This is a genomic window from Virgibacillus sp. (genome assembly GCF_013393565.1).
Taxonomy (GTDB): Bacteria; Bacillota; Bacilli; order Bacillales; family Amphibacillaceae; genus Virgibacillus; species Virgibacillus dokdonensis.
Genome location: NZ_JABXHF010000018.1, coordinates 22,565 through 45,116, shown reverse-complemented (window position 1 = coordinate 45,116; position 22,552 = coordinate 22,565). Strand labels below are relative to the sequence as shown.

At 37.0% G+C, this 22,552-nt stretch carries 20 protein-coding genes; 17 read left to right on the top strand and 3 right to left on the bottom strand.

Features of this window, described 5'->3' with window-relative positions:
• The first annotated feature begins 117 nt into the window (after window positions 1-117).
• The 4 genes from ychF (at window position 118) to rpsR (ending at window position 2,442) form a co-directional block, all read left to right on the top strand.
• Window positions 118-1,218, top strand: a complete 1,101-nt coding sequence (gene ychF / locus HLX49_RS05645; RefSeq protein ID WP_101933110.1) for a redox-regulated ATPase YchF — start codon at window positions 118-120, stop codon at window positions 1,216-1,218.
• A gap of 161 nt (window positions 1,219-1,379) precedes the next feature.
• Complete coding sequence (gene rpsF, locus HLX49_RS05640; RefSeq protein WP_073010523.1) at window positions 1,380-1,670, top strand: 30S ribosomal protein S6; 291 nt, start codon at window positions 1,380-1,382, stop codon at window positions 1,668-1,670.
• Window positions 1,671-1,685: 15 nt separating this feature from the next.
• Window positions 1,686-2,192 carry a single-stranded DNA-binding protein gene (gene ssb / locus HLX49_RS05635; RefSeq protein ID WP_296360974.1) on the top strand — a complete coding sequence of 169 codons (507 nt, stop codon included), beginning with the start codon at window positions 1,686-1,688 and terminating at the stop codon, window positions 2,190-2,192.
• Between the two features lie 19 nt (window positions 2,193-2,211).
• Window positions 2,212-2,442 (top strand): 30S ribosomal protein S18, encoded by a 231-nt coding sequence (gene rpsR / locus HLX49_RS05630; RefSeq protein WP_050350602.1) that lies wholly within the window; start codon window positions 2,212-2,214, stop codon window positions 2,440-2,442.
• Between the two features lie 111 nt (window positions 2,443-2,553).
• Here rpsR and modA read toward each other — a convergent pair whose 3' ends face one another.
• Window positions 2,554-3,342, bottom strand: a complete 789-nt coding sequence (modA, locus tag HLX49_RS05625; RefSeq protein ID WP_164085389.1) for a molybdate ABC transporter substrate-binding protein — start codon at window positions 3,340-3,342, stop codon at window positions 2,554-2,556.
• A gap of 75 nt (window positions 3,343-3,417) precedes the next feature.
• Complete coding sequence (locus HLX49_RS05620) at window positions 3,418-3,807, bottom strand: DUF1189 family protein (RefSeq protein ID WP_254843917.1); 390 nt, start codon at window positions 3,805-3,807, stop codon at window positions 3,418-3,420.
• A 242-nt stretch (window positions 3,808-4,049) separates the two neighbouring features.
• Between HLX49_RS05620 and HLX49_RS05615 the strand changes: the two genes are divergently transcribed.
• The 12 genes from HLX49_RS05615 (at window position 4,050) to HLX49_RS05560 (ending at window position 19,486) form a co-directional block, all read left to right on the top strand.
• Window positions 4,050-4,178: a hypothetical protein gene (locus tag HLX49_RS05615; RefSeq protein WP_296360973.1), complete on the top strand. Its 129-nt coding sequence runs from the start codon at window positions 4,050-4,052 to the stop codon at window positions 4,176-4,178.
• A gap of 469 nt (window positions 4,179-4,647) precedes the next feature.
• Complete coding sequence (locus HLX49_RS05610) at window positions 4,648-5,589, top strand: YybS family protein (protein ID WP_176087255.1); 942 nt, start codon at window positions 4,648-4,650, stop codon at window positions 5,587-5,589.
• A 373-nt stretch (window positions 5,590-5,962) separates the two neighbouring features.
• Window positions 5,963-7,933 (top strand): DHH family phosphoesterase, encoded by a 1,971-nt coding sequence (locus HLX49_RS05605; protein ID WP_101933115.1) that lies wholly within the window; start codon window positions 5,963-5,965, stop codon window positions 7,931-7,933.
• A complete protein-coding gene (gene rplI / locus HLX49_RS05600; RefSeq protein ID WP_296360972.1) occupies window positions 7,930-8,376 on the top strand; it encodes a 50S ribosomal protein L9 in 447 nt (148 codons plus the stop codon). Before HLX49_RS05605 ends, rplI begins: the two co-directional genes overlap by 4 nt.
• A gap of 340 nt (window positions 8,377-8,716) precedes the next feature.
• Window positions 8,717-10,075, top strand: a complete 1,359-nt coding sequence (gene dnaB, locus HLX49_RS05595) for a replicative DNA helicase (RefSeq protein WP_077702058.1) — start codon at window positions 8,717-8,719, stop codon at window positions 10,073-10,075.
• Between the two features lie 535 nt (window positions 10,076-10,610).
• Window positions 10,611-11,897 (top strand): adenylosuccinate synthase, encoded by a 1,287-nt coding sequence (locus HLX49_RS05590; RefSeq protein WP_296360971.1) that lies wholly within the window; start codon window positions 10,611-10,613, stop codon window positions 11,895-11,897.
• Window positions 11,898-12,507: 610 nt separating this feature from the next.
• A complete protein-coding gene (yycF, locus tag HLX49_RS05585) occupies window positions 12,508-13,212 on the top strand; it encodes a response regulator YycF (RefSeq protein WP_073010498.1) in 705 nt (234 codons plus the stop codon).
• A gap of 9 nt (window positions 13,213-13,221) precedes the next feature.
• Window positions 13,222-15,054 carry a cell wall metabolism sensor histidine kinase WalK gene (walK, locus tag HLX49_RS05580; protein WP_077702051.1) on the top strand — a complete coding sequence of 611 codons (1,833 nt, stop codon included), beginning with the start codon at window positions 13,222-13,224 and terminating at the stop codon, window positions 15,052-15,054.
• Complete coding sequence (locus HLX49_RS05575; RefSeq protein WP_101933117.1) at window positions 15,054-16,370, top strand: YycH family regulatory protein; 1,317 nt, start codon at window positions 15,054-15,056, stop codon at window positions 16,368-16,370. The genes walK and HLX49_RS05575 overlap by 1 nt, the downstream gene beginning before the upstream one ends.
• Before the next feature lie 3 nt (window positions 16,371-16,373).
• Complete coding sequence (locus HLX49_RS05570) at window positions 16,374-17,318, top strand: two-component system regulatory protein YycI (RefSeq protein WP_077702046.1); 945 nt, start codon at window positions 16,374-16,376, stop codon at window positions 17,316-17,318.
• Window positions 17,315-18,097 (top strand): MBL fold metallo-hydrolase, encoded by a 783-nt coding sequence (locus HLX49_RS05565; RefSeq protein WP_077702045.1) that lies wholly within the window; start codon window positions 17,315-17,317, stop codon window positions 18,095-18,097. The genes HLX49_RS05570 and HLX49_RS05565 overlap by 4 nt, the downstream gene beginning before the upstream one ends.
• 171 nt (window positions 18,098-18,268) lie before the next feature.
• Complete coding sequence (locus HLX49_RS05560) at window positions 18,269-19,486, top strand: S1C family serine protease (protein ID WP_077702043.1); 1,218 nt, start codon at window positions 18,269-18,271, stop codon at window positions 19,484-19,486.
• Between the two features lie 582 nt (window positions 19,487-20,068).
• Here HLX49_RS05560 and HLX49_RS05555 read toward each other — a convergent pair.
• Window positions 20,069-20,443 carry a DoxX family protein gene (locus tag HLX49_RS05555; protein ID WP_077702042.1) on the bottom strand — a complete coding sequence of 125 codons (375 nt, stop codon included), beginning with the start codon at window positions 20,441-20,443 and terminating at the stop codon, window positions 20,069-20,071.
• A gap of 224 nt (window positions 20,444-20,667) precedes the next feature.
• Between HLX49_RS05555 and HLX49_RS05550 the strand changes: the two genes are divergently transcribed.
• On the top strand, window positions 20,668-22,383 hold the full coding sequence (locus HLX49_RS05550) for an ABC transporter ATP-binding protein (RefSeq protein WP_077702041.1): 1,716 nt from the start codon (window positions 20,668-20,670) through the stop codon (window positions 22,381-22,383).
• Window positions 22,384-22,552: the final 169 nt, after the last annotated feature.

The following is a 22,552-nucleotide window of genomic DNA, read 5'->3' as shown; positions in this document are numbered from 1 at the left end:
GGCAGCTATTTCTGTCTACTTTTACTTTTTGTTAGCTTGTCATTTGATTGGCTTGTATCTATAATGAAAAGGACAAACGTGTTCATATGAATGGAATCCTTAAGGAGTGAAATAGGCATGTCTTTAACAGCAGGAATTGTCGGTCTTCCAAACGTCGGTAAGTCGACGTTATTTAATGCAATTACCCAAGCTGGAGCAGAAGCAGCAAACTATCCGTTTGCGACTATAGATCCAAACGTAGGAATTGTAGAAGTACCAGACAAACGCTTAAATAAATTAACTGAATTAGTAAAACCAAAAAAGACAGTACCGACAACATTTGAGTTTACAGATATTGCAGGTATTGTAAAAGGCGCAAGTAAAGGGGAGGGATTAGGTAACCAGTTTTTATCTCATATTCGTCAAGTAGATGCTATTTGCCAAGTCGTCCGTTGCTTTGATGATGAGAATATTACGCATGTATCTGGAAAAGTCGATCCAGTTGAAGATATGGATATTATTAATTTGGAATTAATTCTTGCAGATTTGGAAACGGTGAACAAACGATTCCAACGTGTGGAGAAATTAGCTAGGCAAAAGGAAAAATCTGCTGTTGCAGAATTTGAAGTATTAAGTAAATTGAAGACAGGATTAGAAGAAGAACAACCAGTTAGAGCAATGGAGTTTAATGAAGAACAATGGAAAATTGTTAAAGGGCTACATTTGCTTACAAGTAAGCCAACGCTTTATGTAGCTAATGTAAGTGAAGAAGAAGTAGCAGATACAGATGCCAATGAGCATGTTCAAAAAGTAAAAGCATATGCAGAAAAAGAAAATGCAGAAGTGATTGTCGTTTGTGCAAAAATAGAAGAAGAGATTTCCGAATTAGATGAAGAAGAAAAAGCCATGTTCTTGGACGATTTAGGTATTACAGAATCGGGTCTGGACAAGCTGATTAAAGCCTCTTATCATTTATTAGGATTGGCGACATATTTTACAGCGGGAGAACAAGAAGTTCGTGCTTGGACGTTCCGTAAAGGGATGAAAGCACCGCAAGCTGCTGGAATCATTCATACTGATTTTGAACGTGGTTTTATCCGTGCTGAAACGGTGTCCTACGATGATTTAGTAGCAGCTGGATCTATGACAAAAGCGCGGGAAAATGGAAAGGTGCGGTTAGAAGGGAAAGATTACATCGTTCAAGATGGCGATGTTATCCACTTCCGATTTAATGTGTAAACGTAAAACAGGGTCTCTCGAAAAACTTGTCATTTGTAAGATGATTTGGTATAATACACTATCGTGAGTAATTAAATTTTATGAATTACTCCTTGCTCTCATGACGACATTATATACCGTCGAATATTGGGAGCCGCTAAGTCCAAAAGGAGGTGCTACGGATGAGAAAATACGAAATCATGTACATCATCCGCCCAGACATGGAAGAAGAAGCGCAGACAGCTTTAATAGAGCGTTTCAATGGTATTCTTACTGATAATGGTGCGGAGATTGAAAAAGTTGATGAAAAAGGCAAAAAACGCCTTGCTTATGAAATCAATGACTATCGTGATGGGTATTATGTAATCATTAACTTCAGCAGTGATGATCAAGCTATTAATGAGTTTGACCGTCTAGCAAAGTTTTCTGATGATATTATTCGTCATATTGTCGTTCGAGAAGATGATCAATAATAAGGAGTGGTTCGGATGTTAAATCGTGTCGTACTTGTCGGCAGGTTAACGAAGGATCCTGATTTACGTTACACCCCAAGTGGCGTAGCAGTTGCCAATTTCACACTTGCGGTAAACCGTCCATTTTCCAATCAACAGGGGAACCGTGAAGCAGATTTTATTAACTGTGTCGTTTGGCGTAGAGCAGCGGAAAACCTGGCGAATTATATGAATAAAGGTAGCATGGTTGGTGTGGATGGACGAGTGCAAACACGTCGATTTGAAGGCCAAGATGGAAAAACAGTATTTGTTACTGAAATAGTGGCAGAAAGTGTTCAATTTTTGGAAACAAAAGGTTCTTCTCAGGGCGGGGGACAAGGTGCATCAGGATTTCAACCAAACAGAAACCAAGGTCAATTCGAACCGCAATCCAACCCATATGAACAAAGTCAAAGTCAAAGTCAAAATCAAAATAACAAGGAAAATCCATTTCAAAATAATGGAGAACCTATTGAAATATCAGATGATGATTTACCATTTTAATTAAAAGGAGGTCATATTGATGGCAGCTCGTCGCGGTCGTGCAAAACGTCGTAAAGTGTGTTATTTTACAGCGAACGGAATTACACACATTGACTATAAAGATGTTGACTTGCTAAGACGTTTTATTTCTGAACGTGGAAAAATTCTTCCTCGTCGTGTAACTGGAACTTCTGCAAAATATCAACGTAAACTAACGAAAGCAATCAAACGTGCTCGTACAATGGCTTTATTGCCATATGTTGCTGAGTAATCATATAGAAGCCATCTTTTGCTACCTTGCAGAAGATGGTTTTTTTGCATTATAGGAATGTTTTTAAACCTTCATAAAAAAATGGTAGTAAAGTTCGCGTAGGAGTTTGAACTATTCTCCAAACCCATATGCTGCAAAAGTTTCTGTTGCCTTTTTAGAATTTATAAAATCGGTTAACACCTTCGCATCATGATGATTTGTACTATAGGAAGTAATTCCCGTTTCATAAACGATGGATGGATGGAGGTGCTCGTCAATTTCATAGATCACGTTTACGTCCTCGTTTTGAACCGTGTTGGAAGCATATACAACGCCAAGTGTTTGCGTATTCTCTCTCACCTTTTCCATAATATCTGCTATATCTTTAACATAGACAGTTTTATTTTTAATGGTGTCCCATATATTTACTTCATTTGATTGAAAAGCTTTTTGTGCATATTCACCAGCTGTTACATTCACGGGATCACCTAGAACGAGTTCTTTAAAAGGAGCCTGTTTTACATCACCTAAATCTTCTATTGATAACTCTTTATCCGTATGTGATATTAATACGAGTTGATTGTGAGCAAACTTTTTTTGCGAACCATTTAGAATTAATCCTTCTTTTTTTAACGTATCCGTCCACTCTTTATTTGCAGATAAGAGTAGGTCAATGGGAGCACCTTGTTGAATATTACCAGCTAATTGGCCAGAACTTGCAAAATTTACTTCTACTGCTATCGTCGGATGTTCTTTTTCAAATTGCGTAATTAGTTTAGGAAGTACATCTTTCAAACTGGAATCTGCAGCTACAAGTATTTTATTTTGTTCAGCAGGTTGCTCGAAAAGTTGTTCTTCCTCAAACAGAGCGCACCCTGTTAGAAAAACGATGCTGATGCAAAGGATAAAAATATGCTTCATGTAAGTCCTCCTAGTGCTCATAATATTCTATCACTGTTCTAATATTCAAATGAATGAAGCTTTAAATAGGTTTTTCTATTTTTTCCTCCGTTTTGGATATACGGAAATAATCAAAACGAGAAATAGTAATGAATAAGCACAAAATAGGAATAAGAAATTATCTTGCAGAGGAAAAAAGATTCCTACAATTGTGTATAACAAAAAAGGGACGCTTGTGGTAAAAACAGTCATTTTCCATAGTATAGAAAACTTTAATTTTCGATCCATAAATTTTGCTATAAGTGTTCCAATACCCGCTATAATAGATAAAAGAATAAATATTATGATAGATAAAGGTAAATAATGAAAAATAAAAAAGTAAATGATTTTGAAGAAAGCATTTAGCTGTGCCGCTACCCCATCCCCTGTTGATAATGTATATTGCAGAAATGAAGGAATAGATACAAGTAAGATAAGAATTAACATATAAATAACTGCAATATCCATCCCAATACGATTAAGCTGGAATATTGCGTTCTTTTTGGGGAGTTTGATACTATGTATAAACGCATGGAAGAATATCATTATTGTCACCCTTGTCTTTATTTCACTCTAAGAAAGTAATAGTATAAGAAAACTGCATTATTTCCTTAAAACTTAGTATGAAGTTCAGTTTTCTAATTACTTCTATTATAGTAGAAATAAAGAATAAATTCCTTGTAAACGAATTGAAAACAATTATTGAACCGAATTTAATGGATGATTGGCAAATATCGATACCACTTCTTCGACAAAAAGAAAACGACAGTTTCTGCTATCAAGATTTGGCGATAAGTCAAGTTTTTCTAATAAGATAAGAAAGTATAAAATTTGTTGCTTTAGCAACTAGGCGACTTCACTCCATTGCCCTAAGCTAAGTCACCATCGTTTCGTGCTAAATAGGCATGCCGACTAAAAACGGGCTTGCCTTAGTGCGTCGGCATTTCCCTGTTTTAGTGGCAGGCTTCCTAAAACTTTCGTTGATTCGTTCCACTCGCTACATTGCTAAACGGGCGCCCTAAGCCTTTGTTCCACTATAGGAAAGTATAAAAGTTTAAAGGTTTATAGTATAAGAAAAACTATGCCAATCACCATAAGACTTGGCGACAAGCCAAATTTTTCTAATCGGATTGCGTTTTTACTGAAATTATTATAATCTCAAAAGGTCTTTCTAAATAATATTACCCGGGAAATAATATTTCTATGCTTTTCGACAACTATTGGAGTGAAAAACATGTTATCATATTAGAATGGAATAGTAACAACTTAAGGTAGATGAGGTGCAAAATGAATCAATCTAAAAAACAAGTAGACGGTGCATTGTTTACCGGTCTATTCATTATCATATTGTTAGCTGGTTTATTTATTCCAGTAATAACACCAATTGCTATCTTTGTATTGCCAATTCCTTTTGTAATGTATACAGCAAGACATAGCTGGAAACCGGCTTTAGTAATGGCTGTTGCAGCAATTATTTTATCTATACTGCTAGGAACAGTTCTTGCATTACCGCTTGCTGTACCTACAATTATTGGTGGTATAATGATTGGTGAAGCAATTTATAAAAAAATAACTGCATATGAAACGTTAGCAAGGGGAACATTTGGATATATCGTTGGAATGTTACTTATATTTTTGTTTGTACAGCTTGTTTTGCAAGTGAATATGGTTGCAGAGTTCCAATCCCTAATGGACGAATCGTTAGCAAAATCAACAAGTATTATGGAACAGTTTGGTAGCCAAGAGCAAGCTGGCGTCGTTAAGGAAACAATGGAGCAAGTAACGGAAGGGTTAATGAACCTACTTCCATTCTATTTTCTATTCATAGCAGTTATTCAAGCGCTGATTAGTCAATGGCTCGCTTATAAGCTGATGAATCGGATTGAAAAACGTCAATTACGTTTTCCGCCATTCCGTTCATTACGTTTTCCTTCAAGTGTCCTGTTTATTTATCTTTTTGTTCTGCTCGCAGCTTTTATGGTAGCGGACGCTGGTAGTGGAACAGTGTCAATGGCTATACAAAATTTATTAATAATTGCACAACTTATTTTAATGATTCAAGGATTTTCCTTTTTATTTTTCTTTGCACATGAAAAAAAAATGTCTAAGGCATTTCCGATTATTAGTATCATTTTAGTACTGCTCATGCCGGTGTTTATGTTTATTATTCGATTTTTAGGAATCCTCGATATCGGAATGAACTTAAGAGAGCGAATGGGTAAGAAATAAGACGTTAGAAGAATGGATATTATCCTGTTTTAAAAATTAAGAAAGTATTAAATTCGTGGCTTGTGTATAACAACATAACCAAATAAGCCACGTCCGGCTCTAGCGCCAAGCAACTAGGCGACTTACTTCACGAATTGTCCTAAGCTAAGTCATCATCGGTTCATCATCATTAGGAGGAAGGGCGACTAAAAACGGGCTTGCCCGCCCGATGTCGGCATACCCTGTTTTAGTGGCATGATTCCTAAATCTTTTGTTGATTCGTTCCATTCGCTACGTTGCTAAAAGGGGCCCGAGTCTTTGTTCATCCATTGGTGACAGAGAAGGTTACCGATAAAGGAATAAAATAAGTGTTGCATAGTAGGAGCTGAATGTGATGCCCGATAAGCAAAAAAAGCCGACACTGAGAAACCATGTATGGTTTATTTACACAATTTCCATCATTTTATTAGGATTTATTTGGTATTTTCAATGGGTGCTGGGAATGATTATGACAGTATTGTTAGTCGTTTCATTCTATTACAGTATGCGTTCGGAGCAAGCTCTGCAAGATGAAGCTGAAAAATATATAACGACATTGTCGTACCGTGTAAAAAAGGTCGGGGAAGAAGCGTTATTAGAAATGCCGTTTGGAATTATCTTATATAATGATGATTTTAAAATAGAATGGGCAAATCCATATATGAATCGTTTTGATGATGGAAGTTTGGTTGGCGATTCGCTTCATAAATTATCAGAGGATTTAATTCCGATGATTAAAGAAAATAAAGAGAAGATCTGGTTTGAGTTGCAAGATTATGTGTTCGAAACGGTTGTAAAGAAAGAAGAACGACTCCTTTATTTATTTGATCGTACAGAACAATCGGAATTACAAATACAGTATCGAAATGAGCAGACGGTCCTTGGTTTTATTTTTCTAGACAACTATGAAGAAATTACGCAGAACATGGACGATACAAATAAAAGTCGATTAAATTCACAAGTGACATCGGTATTAAATAAATGGTCCAAACATCACGGTCTGTATTTAAAACGAACTTCTCAGGAACGTTTTTTAGCCGTTGGAACAAAAGAAATCCTAACAAATCTAGAAAAATCGAAATTTGAAATCTTAGATGAAGTACGTGCATTAAGCGGAGAGCGCAATACCCCGGTTACATTAAGTATTGGTATCGGCATGGGGAATGTTGACTTGCCTACACTTGGGGAATTAGCCCAATCGAGCCTAGACCTTGCATTAGGTCGAGGTGGCGATCAAGTAGCGATTAAGGACGAGACGGGAAAAGTTCGCTTTTACGGTGGGAAAACAAACCCAATGGAAAAGCGAACGCGCGTAAGAGCAAGGGTAATCTCCCATGCGTTAAAAGAGTTAATTCGAGCTAGTGATAATGTGATCATTATGGGGCATAAATCACCAGACATGGATTCGATCGGTGCTGCTATCGGTATCTTAAATATTGCGCTTGCTAATGACGTAGAAGGATATATCGTGTTTGACCCAAATGATATCGATACAGGTGTTTATCGTTTAGTTGATAAAATTAAGGAAGATGAGGTACTTTGGCAATACTTTGTGGATCCTGATGAAGCAAATTCACTTATCAACAACCGTAGCCTAGTCGTCGTCGTAGATACACATCGACCAGCAATGGTTGCAAGTGAAGTACTCTTACAAAAGTCCGATTACAAAGTAGTCATTGATCATCATCGTCGTGGGGAAGATTTTATTGACAACCCAACTTTAGTATACATGGAACCATATGCATCTTCTACGGCAGAATTGGTAACGGAACTGTTAGAGTATCAACCGAAAAAATTAAAATTACGTATGTTGGAGGCAACTGCGTTATTAGCAGGGATTATTGTCGATACGAAAAGTTTCACGTTACGAACAGGGTCAAGAACATTTGATGCTGCTTCTTACTTACGATCCAAAGGTGCCGATACAGTACTTGTTCAGGAACTGTTAAAAGAGGACATTGATGTATATGTGGAGCGAAGTAAATTAATCGAACGAGCGCAAATATACCGTAATCAAATTGCTATCGCAAAAGCGAAGGAAGGACAAATTCACGGTCCTGTATTAATTGCTCAAACGGCCGATATTTTATTAACGATGAGTGGGATAGCTGCTTCTTTTGTTATTTCGGAACGCAAGGACGGAAGGGTTGGCATTAGTGCTCGATCGTTGGGGGCTATTAATGTGCAAGTGATTATGGAAAAAATGAATGGTGGTGGACATTTAACAAATGCCGCCACACAGATTGAAGATACGACAATTGATGAAGTCGAACAGTTGTTAAAAGATATTTTAGATGAATACTATGAGGGGAGCGAATCAGAATGAAAGTAATATTTCTTAAAGACGTAAAAGGTAAAGGCAAACAAGGTGAAGTAAAAAATGTATCCGATGGTTATGCACGTAACTATCTATTAAAAAATAACTTAGCTCAAGAAGCAACACCAGGTAATTTAAAAGCTTTAGAAGCAAAGAAGAAAAAACAAAAACAATTAGAACAAAAAGAAAAAGAAGAAGCTATTCAATTGAAAGATAAACTTGCAGACATAACTGTAGAATTAACGGCTAAATCAGGGGACAGTGGACGTTTATTTGGCTCCATTACGAGCAAACAAATCTCTGAAGCGTTAGAAAAGAATTATGGCTATAAAATTGATAAGCGAAAAATAGAGTTAGATGCACCGATTAGATCTTTAGGGTATACAAATGTACCAGTAAAATTGCATCCTGAAGTAGATGGTTCCATTAAAGTGCGTGTGAGTGAAAAGTAAATGAGGCGTTTTAGCAATATTTTTATAAGTTAGTAGCAACTTTAAAGGTGAATAGCGGCTATAATGAGCTCCGGAAAATACGTAGAATCTTTCATGCTTGAAAGCATGTTGCAACTTCTCTGTTCAGTTAGTAAAATTTGCCTTACCTTCATGTCTGTAAGGCGCCATTTTTTCTAAAAAAGAGGGTTGTCGTTTGCTGAAAAAGTGAAGTATTTTTCCGGAGCAAATTATGGGACTTAGAAGTAGCAATATTTCTTGCACAATAGGAAAGTATAAATTTTTTTCATCCCATAGTTCCAATTTCTTCATCTATAGTATCTGTTTTAAAGGGGGACTACACATGAATACCCAAATAGATCGCACCCCGCCGCATAATATGGAAGCTGAACAGTCGATTATTGGAGCAATATTTATCGATCCAGAAGCATTTATTACGGCTTCTGAGATATTAGTTCCAGAAGATTTTTATAAAGCAGCACATCAACGTATTTTTTCCAGTATGATGGCTTTATCCGATCGCGGGGAACCAATTGATGTCGTAACCGTAACTGCTTATTTACACAATGCGAACCAGTTAAATGAAGTAGGTGGCGTGCAATATTTATCACAAGTAGCAGATAGTGTACCTACATCTGCCAATATAGGATATTATTGTCGGATTGTTGAAGAAAAAGCGTTATTACGAAGATTAATTCGATCAGCCACAGATATAGTAACATCAAGTTTTGAGAGGCAAGATGAAGTAGAGGATGTTTTAAACGAAGCTGAGAAAACCATTCTTGATGTATCTGGGAAAAAGAACTCTGGAGCGTTTAAAAATATTAAAGATGTGTTAATCGACGTCTACGATAATATTGAGCAACTGCATCATCAAAATGGAGATGTAACAGGAATTCCTACTGGTTTCCGTGATTTAGATCGAATCACTTCTGGCTTTCAACGGAATGATTTAATTATTATTGCGGCACGACCTTCCGTAGGTAAAACAGCTTTTGCATTAAACGTAGCGCAAAATGTGGCTGTAAATACGGATGAGAATGTAGCTATTTTTAGTTTAGAAATGGGAGCAGACCAGTTAGTACAGCGTATGCTCTGTGCAGAAGGAAATATAGATGCTCAGCGTTTACGTAATGGACAATTACAAGCTGAGGACTGGAGTAAATTAACGATGGCAATGGGTAGTTTATCCAATGCAGGCATTTATATTGATGATACGCCAGGCATACGGGTTGCAGACATAAGATCCAAATGTCGAAGATTAAAGCAAGAACATGGTTTAGGAATGATTCTAATCGATTATTTGCAACTTATCCAAGGAAGTGCCAATTCCAAAGAGAATAGGCAACAAGAGGTATCGGAAATATCCCGTTCTTTAAAAGGATTAGCAAGAGAATTGAATGTACCATTAATTTCCCTTTCTCAGCTATCTCGTGGCGTAGAGTCGAGACAGGACAAACGCCCTATGATGTCTGATTTGCGAGAATCGGGGAGTATTGAACAAGATGCGGATATTGTAGGGTTTTTATATCGAGATGATTATTATGATTCGGAATCGGAAAAACAAAACATTATTGAAATTATCATTTCGAAGCAACGTAATGGTCCTGTAGGGACGGTCGATTTAGCGTTTGTAAAAGAATATAATAAATTCGTTGACTTGGATCATCGTTATTCCGATAGCGATATTCCTCCAGCATAATGCGAGCAGCCTTTAGCGTATGAAGGCTGTTTTTTTGTGGTCTAGGAAATTAAAAAATTTTTCAGCTGTGGATAAACTTACTAAGTTATTTAGCCACATCTGACTTCATCGTCCTGCAACTAGGCGACTTTACGAATTGCCCTAAGCTAAGTCATCATCGATTCATAGCCAAGAGGAAGGTCGACTAAAAACGGGCTTGCCACCCGACGTCGGCATACCTCCTGTTTTAGTGGCATAATTCCTAAAGCTTTCGTTGATTTGTTCCACTCGCTACGTTGCTAAACGGGTACCCCGAGCTTTTGTTCTACTATAGGAAAGTATTTCTGCAACGAACAAGGTATAAAATGTTACCTTACGGAGCAATTTTTAAATAGCCATATGTAATAGTAACATCGTAGTTTAAGCGAACAAATAACAAAAAAACAAAATTAACGTTCGTATTTAGCGTTGACTAAGTAAAAAATAATTGATAAAATAAGCAAGTAATTATGAAAAAGCAAATGAATAGAGCTTATAACTCAAGTGGAGGTGCATTATGTCCTCAGTAGTCGTAGTTGGAACGCAGTGGGGCGATGAAGGAAAAGGAAAAATTACCGATTTCTTATCGCAAAATGCTGAAGTTGTTGCACGTTATCAAGGTGGTAACAATGCGGGACACACAATAAAATTTGACAACGTTACGTATAAATTACATTTAATTCCATCAGGCATATTTTTCAATGAGAAAACGTGTGTATTAGGAAACGGAATGGTAATTGATCCAAAAGCTTTCGTGGAGGAAATAGCTTATTTACATGAGCGTCATGTTTCGACTGATAATCTGCGTATTAGCAATCGTGCACATGTCATTCTTCCCTATCATTTAAAGCTGGATATTTTACAAGAAGAAGAAAAAGGCGATAACAAGATTGGCACAACCAAAAAGGGAATTGGGCCAGCTTATATGGACAAAGCTGCCCGTTGCGGTATTCGTATTGCCGATTTGATGAATAAAGATATATTTCGTAAAAAGCTAGAACAAAATTTACTAGAAAAAAATCGTTTGTTTGAAAAACTTTATGGAGTAGAGCCGATGAACCTGGAAGACATTGTTGATGTCTATTATGATTATGGTCAGCAATTGGCTCCATATGTGTGCGATACTTCTGTCGTATTGAATGATGCATTGGATCAAGGTCGTCGTGTGTTATTTGAAGGGGCGCAAGGCGTTATGCTCGATATCGACCAAGGTACCTATCCATTTGTGACCTCTTCCAATCCGACTGCTGGCGGTGTAACTATTGGATCAGGAGTTGGACCAACCAAAATTGACCATGTCGTCGGTGTTTCTAAAGCATATACAACTCGTGTTGGTGATGGACCTTTTCCTACAGAATTACATGGTGAGATAGGTGAGCAAATTCGAGAAGTAGGTTGGGAATATGGCACCACAACAGGTCGTCCTCGCCGTGTCGGCTGGTTTGATAGTGTTGTTGTTCGTCATGCTCGTCGAGTGAGTGGGATTACCGATTTATCTTTGAATTCGATTGACGTATTAACAGGCATCGAAACGTTGAAAATTTGTGTGGCATATCGATACCAAGGGGAAATCATACATGAGTTCCCTGCAACACTGGCAGAACTTGCTGCGTGTGAACCCGTATATGAGGAAATGCCTGGATGGACGGAAGATATTACAGGGGTAACAAGTTTGGGCGATTTGCCTACAAATGCAAGGCACTACTTAGAGCGTGTGTCTCAACTAACAGGTATTCCACTTTCTATATTCTCTGTAGGACCAGATCGCTCGCAAACAAATGTAGTTCGAAGTGTTTACAGCTAAGCAACATGTAGAATTGCTTTTAGAGGATCTGATATCTCGTTACTACAGCGGCTAAACTTTTTCATAGAAACTGTGCGGTTTAAGATTTAATCGTCCCATGTCACAATACATGGTAAAGAAGAAAAAGGACTGATAAAAGAGGAAGTCTCTTGAATCAGTCCTTTTTCTAGTATAGAATTGAAGTGTTAGACAGCACATCACATTAAAATACGAATCAATCATACCTCCTATCACTGCAGCAATGATTCTCCACGAAATACGAATAGTTCCATTTCATTTAGTTATAGAAAAGGCATTTGATCCACAGATAAGATAATGCCTTCCACTGTAAGCATGGTGGAAGACATGATTTTACACATATATAAATCGACTTGACGGGACTTGATGTAGTAATAGGATTGTTATTTTTACTAACCGGTTTTTATCTGATTTTCTTAGGAAACAAGACCAAAAATATAGTTTTAACTATAGTAAAGTATAGATTATTTAAACGTTTATCACTTCGAATAAAAAAACACAAGCTGTTGATAAATAGCCAATGAAGTTTGAAAGTTTCACTGCACACAAAAGTACGATAAAATAAATATTAGAGTAGAAGGATGTGGCGAAAATGAGTCAAAAAATATTAGTTGTCGATGATGAACAGCCAATTGCAGATATATTGAAATTTAATTTAGAAAAAGAAGGCTATGAAGTCGTTGTAGCGTATGATGGCGACGAAGCGATTAAGTTAGCAACAGAAGAAACCCCGGATTTAGTTCTATTGGATATTATGTTACCGAATAAAGATGGGAATGAAGTCTGTCGGGAAATACGAAAAACACAAACAATGCCAATTATTATGTTGACGGCAAAAGATTCGGAAATTGACAAAGTACTCGGATTGGAATTGGGAGCAGATGATTACGTGACGAAGCCGTTCAGCAATCGGGAATTAATTGCTCGTGTAAAGGCAAACTTACGTAGGCAACAAGTTGTACCTGAGGATACAACAAAAGCCTCTAAAGACATTCAAATTGGTTCGCTCGTCATTCACCCTGATGCTTATGTTGTCTCACGGGATGGCGAGCAAATTGAATTAACACATCGTGAATTTGAATTATTGCACTACCTCGCTCGACACATGGGACAAGTAATGACACGAGAACATTTATTAGAAACCGTATGGGGTTATGACTATTTTGGTGATGTTCGTACGGTAGATGTGACAGTGCGTAGGTTGCGAGAAAAAATTGAAGAGACTCCTAGTAACCCTATGTGGATCGTGACACGTAGAGGAGTAGGCTATTATTTACGAAATCCTGATCAGGAGTAGGTTTATTACATGAAAAAAGTGGGTTTTTTTCGTTCTATTCAATTAAAGTTTATCATTATATATATTCTTTTATTGCTGGTAGCTATTCAAGTTATCGGCTCCTTTTTTACTACCGAATTAGAAAATAATTTAGTAACTACCTTTGAAGATTCCATTGCTTCAAGAGTAGAGCTGTTAAGTTACAACTTGGAGCAGGCATTTAACCGCGAACGCGATGAGGAAAACCCAGATCAACCCTCATTAAAAGAAGAAGTTCAAAGTATTGTTTCCGAAGTGGATACGCAAGATATTTCAAGTCTACAAGTTGTTGATAATCAAAGCCGAGTAATGGCAACAAATGATTACAATTCGCGTGATGAAATTAATAAAAAAACGACGAGAGGGATCATTCAGCGTACACTAACGACGAATTCAACTGAACATAGTAATAATGTAAGAGATAATGACCGTTTTTATGTACTAGCTCATCCAATTGTAGATGAAAAAAATAGAGATATTGTCTTAGGTGTTATTTATTTAGAAGCGTCTTTAGAACCCGTTTACGATCAATTAATGAGTATTAATGAAATATTCTTTCAAGGGTCTATCTTAGCTATTACTGTATCTGCTTTTATCGGTATTTTAGTTGCACGAACGATTACGAAACCGATTATTGAAATGCGTCGCCAAGCTCAAAAAATGGCCAGGGGTGATTTCACCCAAAAAGTAAATGTATACGGTTGGGATGAAATTGGTCATTTGGCTGAAACATTTAACGATTTAAATAATCAGCTAAAACATTCCTATGCAACGATTGAAGAAGAACGAAGAAAGCTAAGCTCTGTTTTATCAAATATGTCGGATGGTGTTATCGCTACAGATAGTTCGGGAGCAATAACTTTAATGAATGAGCCTGCTGGAAGATTAATCGGCCATAATCCAGATGATGTGATGGGGTCATTTTTACTCGATATATTACATCTGGAAGATAAAATGGTGGATATTACCGAATTGCATAATAGTGGCTCGATGATTATTGACTTTGGGGAAAATGAAGAGGATTTTATTATTCGGTCTAATTTTTCTACGGTTCTTGATGAAGAAGGAGAAATTACTGGGTTTATTACGGTGATTAGCGATGTAACAGAGCAGGAAAAAGTAGAAGCAGAACGACGAGAGTTTGTATCCAACGTTTCGCATGAACTTAGAACACCGCTTACTACGATGAGAAGCTATGTAGAAGCTTTAAATGATGGCGCATGGGAAGATAAAGAAATTGCCCCTAAGTTTCTTGGTGTCGTGCATAATGAGACGGAGCGGATGATTCGTATGGTCAATGATTTACTGCAACTATCGAAAATGGATGCAAAAGAATATCCTCTTCATAAAGAACGTGTTGAATTTGTAAGTTATTATCATCAAATTATTGATCGTTTTGAGATGCAAACACCAAAGGGCATTCATTTGCAGCGGGAGTTACCTAACGGTAGCTATTATGTTTGGATGGATAAGGATAAGATGACACAGGTGCTTGATAACATTATTACAAATGCTATTAAATACTCCCCTGAAGGTGGCACGATTAAGTTAAAAACGGAGTATAAACGTCATCAATTGTTAATCAGTATCCAAGATGAAGGTATGGGTATTGCATATGATAAATTAGAAAAAATCTTTGAACGCTTTTATCGTGCAGATAAAGCAAGAACAAGAAAGCTTGGTGGTACAGGGCTTGGCTTAGCCATTGCTAAGGAACTTGTAGAGGCTCATCATGGTCAAATTTGGGCGACAAGCAAAGAAGGTAAAGGAACAACCGTTTACTTTACGCTTCCGCTTATGAATCAGAAGCGGAGAGGTGCATAATGAAACTAGAGACGTTTAAATCTATTTTATTAGTATTGTTAATTGGACTTAGTTTATTATTAACGTTTGGATTATGGAATTATCAATCTGAATTTGAAGAACTCGATGATAAGGAAAATGTAAGTGACACCAGTGTTGGTGGAACCAAAATGGAAGCCGAGAGTAATGTCATTCTACCTAGTTCCATTATTTTTCATGCAGGGCAGCAGCATTTAGGATATAAAGATCCACAAAAGCAGCAACAGTTATTTGAAGACATGCAAACATGGGTGTATACAAACTTTAGTATTAAAGATGCGAATTGGGACGCAGATGACTTTGATATAGAAATCAGATTCCCAGATGCGTTGCCAATTCAGATTGTTACGAGTCTATTTCAGTTTACAAATACGGATAAAGTGGACGCAGATTGGTCCTTTGATCATATGTATTTACGCCTGAAAGAAGATACATCAACGATTACCGTGCTGTTTCCTTCCGTTGATGGTAGAAGACAAGCGACTGCTTCGGTAAATAATTCCACCAATTATAATCAGTTTAAGAAATTATTTGCTTCTCGAGAAGACTTAACCGAGTTTTTATTATTTAACGAAGGGGAAAGAGACATTTTCATCCCTAGTAAAACAAAAGATTTTAAAAAGCGTTCGCTTATTGTAAATAAGATACCGTCAGACCGATTTGTGAGAGCTTTATTTCCGAACACGACTAGAGTAAATCGATCTGATGAAGGGGAAAGAGGCATTGGAGAGTTCTTTTTTGCTGATAGTGAGCGTGAGATGCGAATACAGCATCATGAGACAAAATTAGAGTACTATTATCCTTATGCTACGGATAATGATTCAGGTCCAAATGATCCAGTAGAATTAATCGATCGGAGTATTTCAACGATAGATTCACACGACGGTTGGTTTGGGAATTATCAATTATATAATTTAGATACCTCATCAAATCAAGTAATTTACAGAATGAGTTACAATGGTTATCCAGTTTATAACGAATACGGCTTGTCCTTAATGGAAATTCAGTACCAAGGGCTTGATATTTATCGTTATAACCGTTCGTTATTAAAGCTTAGCAATGAAGTGCGGACAGAAGATATCGATGTCCCTTCTGGAGCAGATGTAATCCGTTATGTAAACAATGAATTAACCGACGAGGTTGATCAAATAGAAGATATTCAATTAATGTATGATTTCCAATACCAAACGGATAACTCGGTTATTTTAAATCCAGTTTGGTTTATGCAAATAAATGGAATATGGAAAAAACTGTTTCCAGACTTAGAAACTCCTGCTTCACAACAGGGAGGGGTTTAAGATATGCAGTGGAGTCAAATTAAAACCTTATTTATATTATGCTTTTTAATTCTTAATATTTATTTGTTTGTAGAGTTTATGGATAAACAAAGTAGCATCGATTCTTATGATCGCACAAATCCAAATGAACCAACCTTGGAAGAAGAGTTGAAGCAAGAAAATATTAAGATTCGTGATTATCATATAGATGTGAAGAAAGATACGTATATGAATATTGCACCAAAAAAATATACAGAAACAGATTACAACAAAATAAAAGCATTGAAAAATCAAGAAACGGAATTGATTAATGGGTCTTTACTTGTCTCTAGATTTGATGAGCCGATCCCAATGCCAAAGCAACCAAATAATGCCAGTGTTAGTCAATTGCTAAAGAAGTATATTGCTTCTTCAGATGGGTACAAGTATTATGGTTGGGATAAAGATGCTAATGTATTGTTATTATTTCAGAAAAATAAGGATCGAACCATTTATTATAATCGCTACGGTTTGATACTTGTTTTTCTAAATGAAGATAATGAAATGATTTATTATACGCAAACGATGTTAGGAGATGCGCAAGAGCAAGGAGAGCCAAGTACGCTGTATGAGCCAATGAGTGCGATCGGTACTTTATTTGACCAAAATGAATTATATTCGAAAGACACTATTACAGACGTAGAGTATGGGTATTATACTCGAATTGCTTCTGAGACAGGAGCGTCACAGGTTTTTGCACCAACATATAAAATAACGGTAAATGAAGAACGGAATTACTTTGTAGGTGCGGTAGAACCGTATGTAAGCATGGGCGATAATACAAAGTTCCTTTCGGATACGTTGCAGAATTATGAAAGTGTAATGCAACAAATGAGTAATGAAATAGAGTGGAAGAAGGAATTTTTAATTATGGTAAATCAAATTATTGCGGAAGATAGTATAGAGAATAATCGGAGTGACTTTGAATGACTTTACGTTTTAGCGTACTAGCTTCAGGCAGTACTGGAAATGCTTTTTACATTGAAACGGAACAAGAGAAATTACTCGTTGATGCTGGGTTAAGTGGAAAGCAGATGGATCGTTTATTTGCAGAAATAGATGCGGATCCCCGAAAGCTATCGGGAATATTAGTAACGCATGAGCATAGCGATCATATAAAAGGATTAGGCATTATTGCTCGTAAGTACCAGTTACCTATCTATGCGAATGAAAAGACTTGGAAAGCGATGGAAAAATCGATTGGTAACATATCGGTGGATCAAAAATTTTATTTTCATCAGGATGAAGTAAAAACGTTTGGTGATATGGATGTTGCTTCTTTTGGTGTATCCCATGATGCAGCAGAACCTATGTTTTATACATTTCATCATGAAGATAAGAAGGTAGCATTAGTAACGGATTTAGGGTATGTTTCCGACCGCATTAAGAAAACAGTGGAGGGTGCAGATGCGTATATATTTGAAGCAAACCATGATGTAGGCATGCTTCGGATGGGGAAGTATCCTTGGAATGTTAAACGGAGAATACTGGGCGATTCTGGCCATATTTCCAATGAAGATTGTGGTCTGGCTCTAGCAGATATTATTGATAATAATACGAAACGCATTTACTTAGCACATCTAAGTTTAGATAATAATATGCGTGATTTAGCTAGAATGTCTGTAGATCAAGTTCTACAAGAGAGAGGGATAGCGATAGATTTGCTAGATACGTACCATGATAAGTCTACACCTCTTTTTGCAGTATAACGAAGTATAAATTTGGCGGGCTAGCTATGGCGATAAAGAATTGATGATAAGGGAGATTTTTAAGTGGTAGCTAGTAAATGTGGTTATTTTCATACTTTTTCGGGGAATAATAAGAGCAATTATTTATCATTCAGGAAGGAGTAAACCTCTTTCCCAAAAAGGGGTAGGTATATGGGATATTATGATCAGCACTATCCACCGAAACGACGAAAGAAAAAGAGCGGCTGGCTTGTGCCATTGCTGCTTGGTGCAATCCTTGGTGTTTTGCTTGTAACAGTCGCACTTCCTGCACTTGTAGATACAGGTATTTTAAATAATGTAGAGCAACAACAGAATGAGCAGAGTAGTGCAAATGATTCTAGGAATAAGAGTAGCGGTCCAAAAGAAATGGTGAATGTAGATGTGTCATCACAAATTACGGAAGTCATCAACCAGGTAGCACCAGCAGTTGTTGGGGTGATTAATATTCAAAGTCAAATGGATTTTTGGCAACAACAGGAGGAAAATAGTCAAGCTGGTGAAGGTTCTGGTGTCATTTATAAAAAGACAGATGGAAGTGCATTTGTAGTCACGAATCATCATGTTGTAGAAGGTGCGGATACAGTTGAGGTTGTATTATCTGATGATACACATGTAAAAGCAGATTTAGTGGGAACAGATCTCTTTTCTGATTTAGCCGTTTTAAAAATGGATGGAGACCAAGTAGAACAAGTTATCGAAATTGGCTCTTCGGCAAATGTGAAAACGGGTGAACCTGCTATTGCAATTGGCAATCCACTTGGGCTTATGTTTTCAGGGTCGGTTACCCAAGGAGTCATTAGTGGCACCGAAAGAACCATTCCACAAGATTTTAACCAGGATGGACGAGCGGACTGGCAAGCAGAAGTAATTCAAACCGATGCAGCCATTAACCCAGGTAATAGTGGTGGTGCGCTTATTAATATTCGTGGGCAACTCATCGGAATAAACTCGATGAAAATTAACCAAACAGCAGTAGAAGGGTTAGGCTTTGCCATACCAATTGATTCTGCACTGCCAATTATAGAAGAACTGGAAACAGAAGGAAAGGTTACAAGACCTTATTTAGGCGTAGAAATTTACTCCTTAGAGGAAGTACCACAAACAGAATGGGATAGTACTTTAAGTCTTCCAGATAATATTAAAGGCGGCGTATATGTATGGAGTGTAGAACCGCTATCACCTGCTGATCGAGCTGGGCTAAAACGGTTAGATGTAATTACAGAACTAGATGGCAAGAAAGTAATGAATATGATTGATCTTCGAAAGATTCTTTATCAAGAAAAAGAAGTAGGAGACGAAATAGCTGTCACTTATTATCGTGATGGCAAAAAACGCGAGACAACGATTCAACTAGGAGAGCAAAATTAACCAAAAGCAAGGTTTGCCCACATTGTGGATAACCTTGCTTTTGGTGTTTTATGAGTGCAAAACAATTATCCACATGGTGAATAATTGAAAAAAGAGCGCCTAGCATTAGATGCTCTTTTTTTACACGATAAGAAAGTATAAAGGGGAGAGTCTTACAGCATTTTTATATCGAAGAACAATTTACGGTATATCGTATAACTAAGCTTTTCTAATATAGTTATCCGTAAAAAGGCAGATGAACAGGGATGACGATGTTCAGCAGCTTATTTAAAAATAGTTATAATAGCAATTTTACTAGTTAGATTTTATTTCTTCTCAGGTCCAGAGAAGTTTTAAGTTCCTTCATCATTCAACGATCAAGACCAAGGAATAGTTAAACTTATCCACAGGCATGTCGTTATTATGCACAATTTGTGAATAACTTTTAAGAAGAAAATCAATATATAGTATGTGAAAAAAACAACAAAACAAAATAGCTGCGAACATTTGTGCATATGTGGATAATTTTGTGGATGAACACAGCTTTTCAACAGCGTATGCCCCAATTATACACTAGTTATCAACAGTTGAGGAGAAATAGCATTACAATTTTTTCTTATTCCAAATAACCAGTAATAAAACGAACATAACAATATCTAATCTTGCTTCGAATAGAAAGGGGAGTACCCCTTGATGGAGTAAAGTTGGTAGTTTGGTTAAATATAAAGCGACAAGCATAATTAAAATTAGTGGTGGTACGGCTAAGTGGAGATAGAACCTTCTAGCGATCAACATTCCGCAAGCAACTTCTACAATGGCAACGATAAACAAGGCTAACTCCGGAAAAGGAAGCCCTAATTCGGCAAAACGTACTTTAAAATCGCTAACTACGAGTTTCATCATCCCCGATGTTAAAAAAACAAACGCTAGGCAATAGCATATCCACGTAAATAGCGGTTGGCTTAACTGCTTTTCCATCGATATTCCCCCCTTCTTATTAAAGGTAGAGACGCTTACATGTAGATCAATTCATTATATGCAAGAAGAAGGACAAACTTGCCAAGCATTATGCTTCAACGTATAATTCCTTTATACTTATTAGGAAAGCACAAAATTATAGTATAAGAAAAACGATAGCTTACGCCATAAAGACCAATAAGCACAGTTTTTCTAATATAAAGAAAGGGATGGGCAAAAAGGATATGTTACGACGATTTTTCTCCTATTACAAGCCACATAAACGTTTATTTGCAGTAGATTTCACCTCTGCAGTTATTGTAGCGTTATTAGAGTTAGCATTTCCTGTTGCTGTGCAGTATTTCATTGATGACTTACTACCAGGTAATGATTGGGATGTCATTATCGTAGTTAGTGTGCTACTTCTACTCGTCTACTTGCTGAGTACTGTATTGCAATATGTAGTTACTTACTATGGGCATAAGCTAGGAATTAATATAGAAACGGATATGCGTCAGGAATTGTTTCATCATGTTCAACGGCAATCATTTCGCTTTTTTGATAATACGAAAACCGGCCATATTATGAGTCGCATCACAAACGATCTATTTGATATTGGAGAACTGGCACATCACGGTCCGGAAGATTTCTTTATTTCGTTCATGACCTTTATCGGTGCGTTTATCATCATGTTTACCATTAATGTAAAACTTGCTTTCATTATTTTATTTGCAGTACCAATATTGATTTTTCTCATTGCATTTAGCAATATCCAAATGAATAAAGCATGGACAAAGATGTACGAAGATATTGCAGGTGTCAACGCACGCGTAGAGGACGCAGTTTCAGGTGCTCGTGTTGTTCAATCATTTACGAATGAAGCACATGAAATGGAGCGATTTACGAAAGATAATCATAGCTTCCGCAAAGCAAAGGTAAAAGCATATCAAGTTATGGCAATTGTACATTCTAATATATACATGCTCATGCGTCTCATTACACTTTTGGTGTTAGTCGTTGGCGCTTGGCTAACCTTTCAGAATGAATTGTTGATTGGTGAACTCGTTAGCTTTGTTTTATTCGTCAATGTACTCTTTACGCCTATTCAAAAAATTACCGCATTATTGGAATTGTATCCAAAAGGGATGGCAGGCTTTAAACGTTTTATAGAGCTGTTGGATATGGATCCAGATGTGCAAAATAAATACGATGCACAATCTGTAGCTTATTTACATGGGAATATTTCCTTTCATCATGTTACTTTTACATATGAAAAAACGCAAAAACCGGTTTTAAATGATTTGAGTTTTCACATTCAAGCAGGCGAGACAGTGGCTTTCGTTGGTCCGTCTGGAGCAGGGAAAACAACGATCTGTTCTTTAATTCCAAGGTTTTATGATGTGAATGCGGGAAAAATTATGATTGACGGTATGGATATACGTGATATGACGAAGGAGAGTTTGCGTCAGCAGATTGGAATTGTACAGCAGGACGTCTTTTTATTCACAGGGACACTACGAGAAAATATTGCTTATGGAAAGCTTGATGCGTCAAATGAGGAAATTGAATTAGCTGCACGTCGTGCCCATATGGAAGAGTTTATTCAAGAGTTGCCACAAGGGTTTGAAACGCAAGTTGGTGAAAGGGGATTGAAGCTATCAGGCGGGCAAAAACAGCGCATTGCAATCGCAAGGATGTTTTTAAAAAACCCACCTATTTTAATTTTAGATGAAGCTACGTCTGCACTAGACACGGAAACAGAGATGATTATTCAAAAGGCGTTAACAGAGCTGGCCAAAGATCGTACAACACTCGTAATTGCGCACCGATTAGCTACGATAAAAAATGCAGACCGAATTATGGTTGTTACGAAGGAAGGGATAGAAGAAGAGGGGAGTCATGAGCAATTGTTGGAGCGTGATGGTATTTTTGCGCATTTACATCGGGTACAAATGCGTTAATAGATTTCTTTCTGGAAAAGAGCATTGCTAATCTCTGTTCTTCTTTACACTATAGACTGTAAAATGAAAGGGTTATTGTGTAAGCAAAATATGGCTTTGGTCGTAAAAAAATGACGAGAAGTAAAGGTTTCTAAAAAGGATACATGTGAATGTTATAATTGCTTTTCAA